7 protein-coding genes are annotated in these 6,475 nt (G+C 68.3%); all 7 read left to right on the top strand.

Going from position 1 to position 6,475, the window contains the following annotated elements; translation table 11 throughout:
* Window positions 1-182: UTRA domain-containing protein (locus VGL40_00450; GenBank protein ID HEY3313744.1), on the top strand; the 182-nt coding region annotated here is incomplete at its 5' end.
* A 115-nt stretch (window positions 183-297) separates the two neighbouring features.
* Window positions 298-798: a MarR family transcriptional regulator gene (locus VGL40_00445; GenBank protein ID HEY3313743.1), complete on the top strand. Its 501-nt coding sequence runs from the start codon at window positions 298-300 to the stop codon at window positions 796-798.
* An 82-nt stretch (window positions 799-880) separates the two neighbouring features.
* A complete protein-coding gene (locus VGL40_00440) occupies window positions 881-1,873 on the top strand; it encodes an acyl-CoA dehydratase activase-related protein (GenBank protein ID HEY3313742.1) in 993 nt (330 codons plus the stop codon).
* A 16-nt stretch (window positions 1,874-1,889) separates the two neighbouring features.
* Window positions 1,890-2,951 (top strand): CoA protein activase, encoded by a 1,062-nt coding sequence (locus VGL40_00435; protein HEY3313741.1) that lies wholly within the window; start codon window positions 1,890-1,892, stop codon window positions 2,949-2,951.
* Window positions 2,948-3,934, top strand: a complete 987-nt coding sequence (locus VGL40_00430) for an acyl-CoA dehydratase activase (GenBank protein ID HEY3313740.1) — start codon at window positions 2,948-2,950, stop codon at window positions 3,932-3,934. The genes VGL40_00435 and VGL40_00430 overlap by 4 nt, the downstream gene beginning before the upstream one ends.
* A 107-nt stretch (window positions 3,935-4,041) precedes the next feature.
* Window positions 4,042-4,611, top strand: coding sequence for a flavodoxin family protein (locus VGL40_00425; GenBank protein ID HEY3313739.1), 570 nt, complete (start codon window positions 4,042-4,044; stop codon window positions 4,609-4,611).
* 37 nt (window positions 4,612-4,648) lie between these two features.
* Window positions 4,649-6,475, top strand: a 1,827-nt coding sequence (locus VGL40_00420) for an aldehyde ferredoxin oxidoreductase family protein (protein ID HEY3313738.1), incomplete at its 3' end; no start/stop codon positions are given.

Raw genomic sequence — 6,475 nt, 5'->3', positions numbered from 1 at the left:
TGGCCAGGATCGTCGATGACAAGGTGGCTGAGGCGATGCGCCTGCCGGCCGGGCAACCCATTTTCTCCTGGGACGAGGTCGTCTACGACCTCAACGACCGGCCAATCTTCTACGCCGAGATCTACTTCAATACGGCGATCGTCCCGCTGTGCACGATGGGGAAGATCGAACCGAACATGTGACCTCAGCGCCAAACCACGAGCCGCTTGGTCGATAGTCCGGCCAAGCGGCCTCTTGTCGATTGCCGTTAGGCGGGTTATAATTAGGGTGCTAACCATTGTGGGGAGGGCTCGGGTGGTGGAGGTCATTCACGGTTCCCCGATGCGCCAGGCCCTGGATCGATTGGCCCGGCGCGCCCCGGCGGACGATGTGGCCGCCGTGGAGACCTGCCTGTCGCTGGTACGGGCGGCCGCGGAGGTCTATGACTACTTCGATGACTACTTCGGCCGCTTCGGCGTCTCCCAGGGGCGGTTCCTCCTCCTCGTCCTCCTCTGGCTCAATGAGGACGGCCTGTCCCCGGCCGACCTGGCCGACCAGGCCGGGGTCAGCCGGGCCACGGTGACCGGGCTGCTTGACGGTCTGCAGAGGACCGACCTGATCGTCCGGGAGGCCAACCCCGGGGACCGTCGGATGCTGAACGTCCGGCTGACGCGGGGGGGCACGGAGCTCGTCAAGAAGGTCCTCCCCGAGCACTTCCGAAGGATGACCGACCTGCTGGCCGACCTGACCCGAGAGGAACGTCGTCAGCTGGCCGCCCTGGCGACCAAGATCGTCGACCGAGCCTCGGTTCTGCTCTGACCGGGGCGACCGACTTCGGTCGGGGACCGACAGACCGCGACGGCCCGGAACGACCGTCGCCGCGGCCTTGGGGGGATGAGCGTTGCGCATCGGCATTCCCAGGACGTTGTGGTACTTCACCTACGCGCCGTTCTGGCGGACCTTTTTCACCGGACTGGGGGCTGAGGTCGTGGCCTCCCGGCTGACCACCCGGAAGACCTTGGACGCCGGGGTGACCGCCTGCGTCAGCGAGGCCTGCCTGCCGATCAAACTTTACTTCGGTCACCTCATCGACCTGGCCGACCGGGTCGATTACCTGTTTGTCCCGAGACTCATGTCTGTGCAGGGCAACCGGGTCTTCTGCCCGAAGTTCCTCGGCCTGCCCGACCTCGTCCGGCACAGCGGCCTGAAACTGCCGCCACTGTTGGACGTGGCCATCGACCGCCGGACCGGCCCGCTCTTTCTGTGGCGGTCCTGCTGGTGGCTGGGGCGGCGCCTGGGGGCGCGCGGTCGGGCCATCGTCCGAGCCTTCTTCTCGGCCTCCCGGACGCAGCGTAAGTATTGGGCGAGGCTGACCGGCGGGGGTCTTCCCGAGGGGGCCAAGCCGCCCACCCGTCCGGACGCCCACAGAGCCGCCGGCGGTGCTCCACCCGTCGGCCCCCCCGTCCGCATCGCCCTCCTCGGCTACCCGTACTTGATCTTCGATGAGTACGCCAACCTCGGGCTCCTCGACAAGCTGCGGTCCCTCAACGTCGACTATAGGACCATCGAGACGGTCCCGGAGCGGGTCCTTCGCCGTCAGAACCCGTTCTTCCCGAAGCGGCCCTTCTGGCGCTACAGCGACCTGGTCGCTCGCTCCGGCTATCACTTCCTCGGCCCCGGCCGCGCGGAGGTCGACGGCGTGGTCCACGTGACCGCCTTCGCCTGCGGCCCCGACGCCCTCGTCGACAAGGTGCTCGAGCTGGAGGGGGAGCGGAAGCGGTGCCCCTACCTCAACATCACCCTGGACGAGCAGAGCGGAGAGGCGGGCTACATCACCCGCCTCGAGGCCTTCGTCGACATGCTCCGCCGAAGGGTGGCGACCACTCCTGACTAAGCTCGGCTTCGCCCACATGGGCCCGTACTCCCCGGCCTTCCGGCACCTCTTCTCCCGCCTGGGGTGGGAGGTCGTCGTCCCCGACCGGCCCACCCAGGACACGCTTTCGCTGGGCTTCAAGAACGCGCCGGAGTTCTTCTGCGTGCCCTTCAAGATCACCCTCGGAACCTACATCGAGGCCCTCGAGCAGGGGGCGGAGGTCCTGGTCACCACCGGCGGGGTCGGCCCCTGTAGGGCCGGTCACTACGCCCAGGTGCAGGCGGACATCCTGCGGCGCAAGGGCTACGCCTTCGACCTGGTGGTCCTCGAACCGATCGCCCGCGATCCGCTCGGTCTCCTGCGGAACGTCCGCCGGCTCAACCGGAACCGGGCCTCCATCCCCCGCATCGTCCGCTTGGTCAGGCAGGTGCTGAAGAAGATCGCCGCCATCGATCAGTTCGGAGCGGAATTGCGCCGGCTCCGCCCGCGCGAGCTCCGGCGGGGAAGTGCCGAGGCCGCCTATGATGGGGCCATCAAGACCCTGGACGCCGCCGAGACCCTTGAGGATATCGAGGCGGCCCGCCGGCGCGGCTTGGAGGCCTTCCAGGCCGTCGCCCGCGACCCCGAGCGGCCGGTCCTTCGGATCGGCCTCGTCGGCGAGATCTACGTCGTCCTCGAACCGGCCTCCAACCTGGACATCGAGAAGATGCTTGGGGAGATGGGGGCCGAGGTGCAGCCGTCGATCACCCTCTCCGGCTGGACGGCCGAGAACGTCGTCACCGAGGTCGGCAACAGGGCCAAGGAGGCCGCCGGGCCCTATCTTGGAGCGGCCATCGGCGGCCACGGCCAGGAGTCGGTGGGGAACGCCGTCCTTTTCGCCAAGCGGGGCTTCGACGGCCTGGTCCAACTGGCCCCTTTCACCTGCATCCCGGAGATCGTCGCCCGGGGGATCCTGCCCGCCGTCTCAAGGGACCTTGATCTGCCGGTCCTCTCGTTCTTCCTGGACGAGCAGACCGGTGAGGCCGGCGTGCGAACCCGTTGCGAAGCCTTTGTCGACATGCTCTGGCAGCGCCGACGGGGGAAGGAGGGGGTCGCGTGATCGCTTACCTTGGCATCGATGTCGGCTCGGTGAGCACCAACCTGGTCGTCCTGACCGAGGGGATGACCGTCCTCAACCAGGTCTACCTGCGGACCCGGGGGCAACCCATCACCGTCCTTCAAGCGGGCCTGGCCGAGGTGGCCGCCAACCTCCCGGAAGGGCTGACCATCCGGGGCTGTGGGACCACCGGCAGCGCGCGACAGTTGGCCGGGGTCATCGCCGGGGCCGACGTGATCAAGAATGAGATCACCGCCCACGCTACGGCCACGGCCTTCCTCGTCCCCGGAGTCAGGACGATCATCGAGATCGGGGGGCAGGACTCCAAGATCATCCTGCTGCGCGATGGGTGGGTCCTGGACTTCGCGATGAACACCGTCTGCGCCGCGGGCACCGGCTCGTTCCTCGACCAGCAGGCCGCCCGGCTGGGGATCAGGATCGAAGACCTCGGCCCGATGGCCCTCGGCTCGAAGACCCCGGTCCGTATCGCCGGGCGTTGCACCGTCTTCGCCGAATCGGACATGATTCACAAGCAGCAGCTCGGTCACCGGACCGAGGACATCCTCTACGGGTTGTGCGAGGCATTGGTCCGCAACTACCTGAACAACGTGGCCCGGGGGAAGGAGATCACCCCGCCGATAGCCTTCCAGGGCGGGGTGGCCTCGAACGTCGGCATCCGGCGGGCCTTCGAAGAGACCCTGGGGCATCCGATCGTGGTCACCCCGTACCACTCCGTGACCGGGGCCATCGGCGCCGCGATGCTGGCCAGAGAGGCCGTCCGGAGCGGAAAGCCGTCCAGCTTCCGCGGCTTCGCCGCTTCGGCCAGGCCGTTCGCGGCCTCCTCCTTCGAATGCGACCGCTGCGCCAACCACTGTGAAGTGATCAGCCTCAGTAGTGGTGGGGAGATCCTGGCCCGCTGGGGCCCTAGGTGTCCCCGCTGGGACCTGGAGGACCGGCCCGGTGTGGCCGGCGTGGCCACCGGCTAGGGGCGCTCCCTGTTTTTCCGTTTGACGCCACCCTTGTGTTATGTCAACATAAAGGATTGAAGGACGAGCCCGCCGCGGCAGCGAATCATCCCGCAGGAGGCGAAGCGATGAGAATCGTAGCCCTTCAGTCCAGCCCGAATCGGGACGGCTTGACCGCCGGCCTGGCCGCGGCCGCCTTGCGCGGAGCGGCCTCGCTGGGAACCGAGACTGAACTGATCCACCTCAACGACCATCCTGTCAATCTGTGCCGGGCCTGCGGCGACGGTTGGGGCCAGTGCCGGCGCAAGGAGGATTGCATCCAGAAGGACGAGGACGATTTCTACGCCCTGCGGGAGAAGCTAATCGCTGCCGATGGGGTCATCTTCGCCACCCCGGTCTACTTCTGGGACCTCAGCGAGTCGGCCCGGACCTTCCTCGACCGGCTCCGCCGGAGCGAGTGGCCGCGCCGCCAGGAGTCGGCCTTCTACGGCAAACCGTTCATCGGCATCGCCGCGGCCGGCGGCTCCGGCACCGGTTCGCCGCGGGCCGTCAAGTGCCTCGAAGACTACCTGAACTGGATCCCCTTCAGCCCGGTCGCCTTCCTGCCGGTCAGCCGCCAGAACAAGGATCTGCAGCTGGCCGCCGCCGAGCGGGCCGGTCAGTTCATGGCCGAGCAGTTGCGGGGAAGACCGCGGTGACGGCCATCGCCACCGTCGCCACAAAGGAGGCTTGCCGATGAAACCATTCCCTGAAGCCAAGCTCCTCGAGGTCGACCTGACCACGGGAGCATTGACGACCCGCACCCTGCCGTCGGAGACCCATCGGCTCTACCCCGGCGGGTCGGCCCTGGCGGCCTACCTCATCCTGCAAGCGATGAAGCCCAAGGTCGACCCGCTCGGGCCGGACAACGTCCTGGTCTTCGCGGTGTCGGCCCTGACCGGGCTGCCCGCGGCCGGGCTCAGCCGGCTGGTCGTGGCGGCCAAGAGCCCGCTCACCGGGGCTCTCGGCGACAGCGAGGGTGGCGGCTTCTTCCCGGCCTATCTCGGGTCCAACGGCTGGACCGCCGTAATCTTCAAGGGGCGGGCCCCGAAGCCGGTCTACCTGTACATTGACGGTGACCGGGCCGAACTGAAGCCGGCCGGCCACCTCTGGGGCAAGGTCACCGGGGAGGTCGAGGACGCCATCAGGGCCGAGATCGGCCATCCGGTCGAGGTCGCCCAGATCGGCCCGGCCGGCGAGAAGCTCTCCCGCATCGCCTGCGTCCTCTCGAGCTGCACCCGGGCCAACGGGCGGAACGGCCTGGGGGCCGTGATGGGCTCCAAGAACCTGCGGGCCGTGGTCGTCCGCAAGGCCACCGCCAAGGAAGCGGCCGACCCCGCCCGGCTGAAGGCCTTCATCCAAGCGGCCAAGCAACGGCTGGCCGACAACCCGGGGATGGTCGGCCTGGGCGAGCACGGCACCTCCGGCGAACTCATCGGCCAGAACGAGAACGGCTTCCTGCCGACGCGGAACTTCTCCTCGGGCTGGTTCGGCGACAGGGCCGAGAAGATCACCGGCACGACCATGTCCAAGACCATCCTCAAGGAACGGGATACCTGCTTCGGCTGCCCGGTCCGGTGCAAGCGGGTGGTCGAGGTGCCGGGCAGGGTCGACCCGCGCTACGGCGGCCCCGAGTACGAGACCTGCGCCGCCTTCGGCTCCTATTGCGGGGTCAGCGACCTCACCGACGTCGCCCGGGCCAATCAGTTGTGCAACATGTACGGCCTCGACACGATCTCGGCCGGCGGCACGGTGGCCTTCGCCATGGAGTGCTTCGAGAAAGGCCTCCTGACCACCAAAGACACCGGCGGTCTGGAGCTCCGGTTCGGCGACGGCGAGATCGTGGTCAAGCTGGTCGAGATGATCGCCAAGCGGGAAGGGCTCGGCGACCTCCTGGCCGAGGGCAGCGAGCGGGCCGCCAAGCAGATCGGCCGCGGGGCCGAGGCCTGCCTGGTCACCGTCAAGGGCCAGGAGCTGCCGGCCCACATGCCGCAGTACAAGCCGTCGGTCGGCCTGGTCTACGCGGTCAATCCGTTCGGCGCCGACCACCAGTCATCGGAGCACGACCCCATCCTGACCATGCCGCCGGACAGCCGCGAGCGCGTCCGCCTCGGCGAGCTCGGCCTCTGGCGGGGCTACCCCGACAACTTCGCTCTCGACGCCGAGAAGGTCCGCTACGCCTACCTGACCCAAGGCTACTACTCGATGATGGACACCCTCTGCCTGTGCCAGTTCGTCTGGGGTCCGGCCTGGCAGCTGTATGGACCGGACGACCTGGTCGAGGTCTGCCGGGCCGGCCTCGGCTGGGAGACCAGCCTGGTCGAGCTGATGCAGATCGGCGAACGGCGGATCAACCTGATGCGGGCCTTCAACGCCCGCGAGGGCTTCACCCGCAAAGACGACGAGCTGCCGACGCGCGTCTTCGAAGGGCTGCCGGATGGTCCGGCCGCGGGCCGCCACGTCGACCGCCGGGAATTCGAGGCCGCCCGCGACCTCTACTACGGCTTCGCCGGCTGGGACCCG

The organism is Bacillota bacterium (assembly GCA_036504675.1).
Lineage (GTDB): Bacteria > Bacillota > Sulfobacillia > JAJYWN01 > JAJZPE01 > DASXUT01.
Note: the sequence above shows the minus strand (reverse complement) of the source record. Positions and strands in the feature narration are given on the sequence as shown.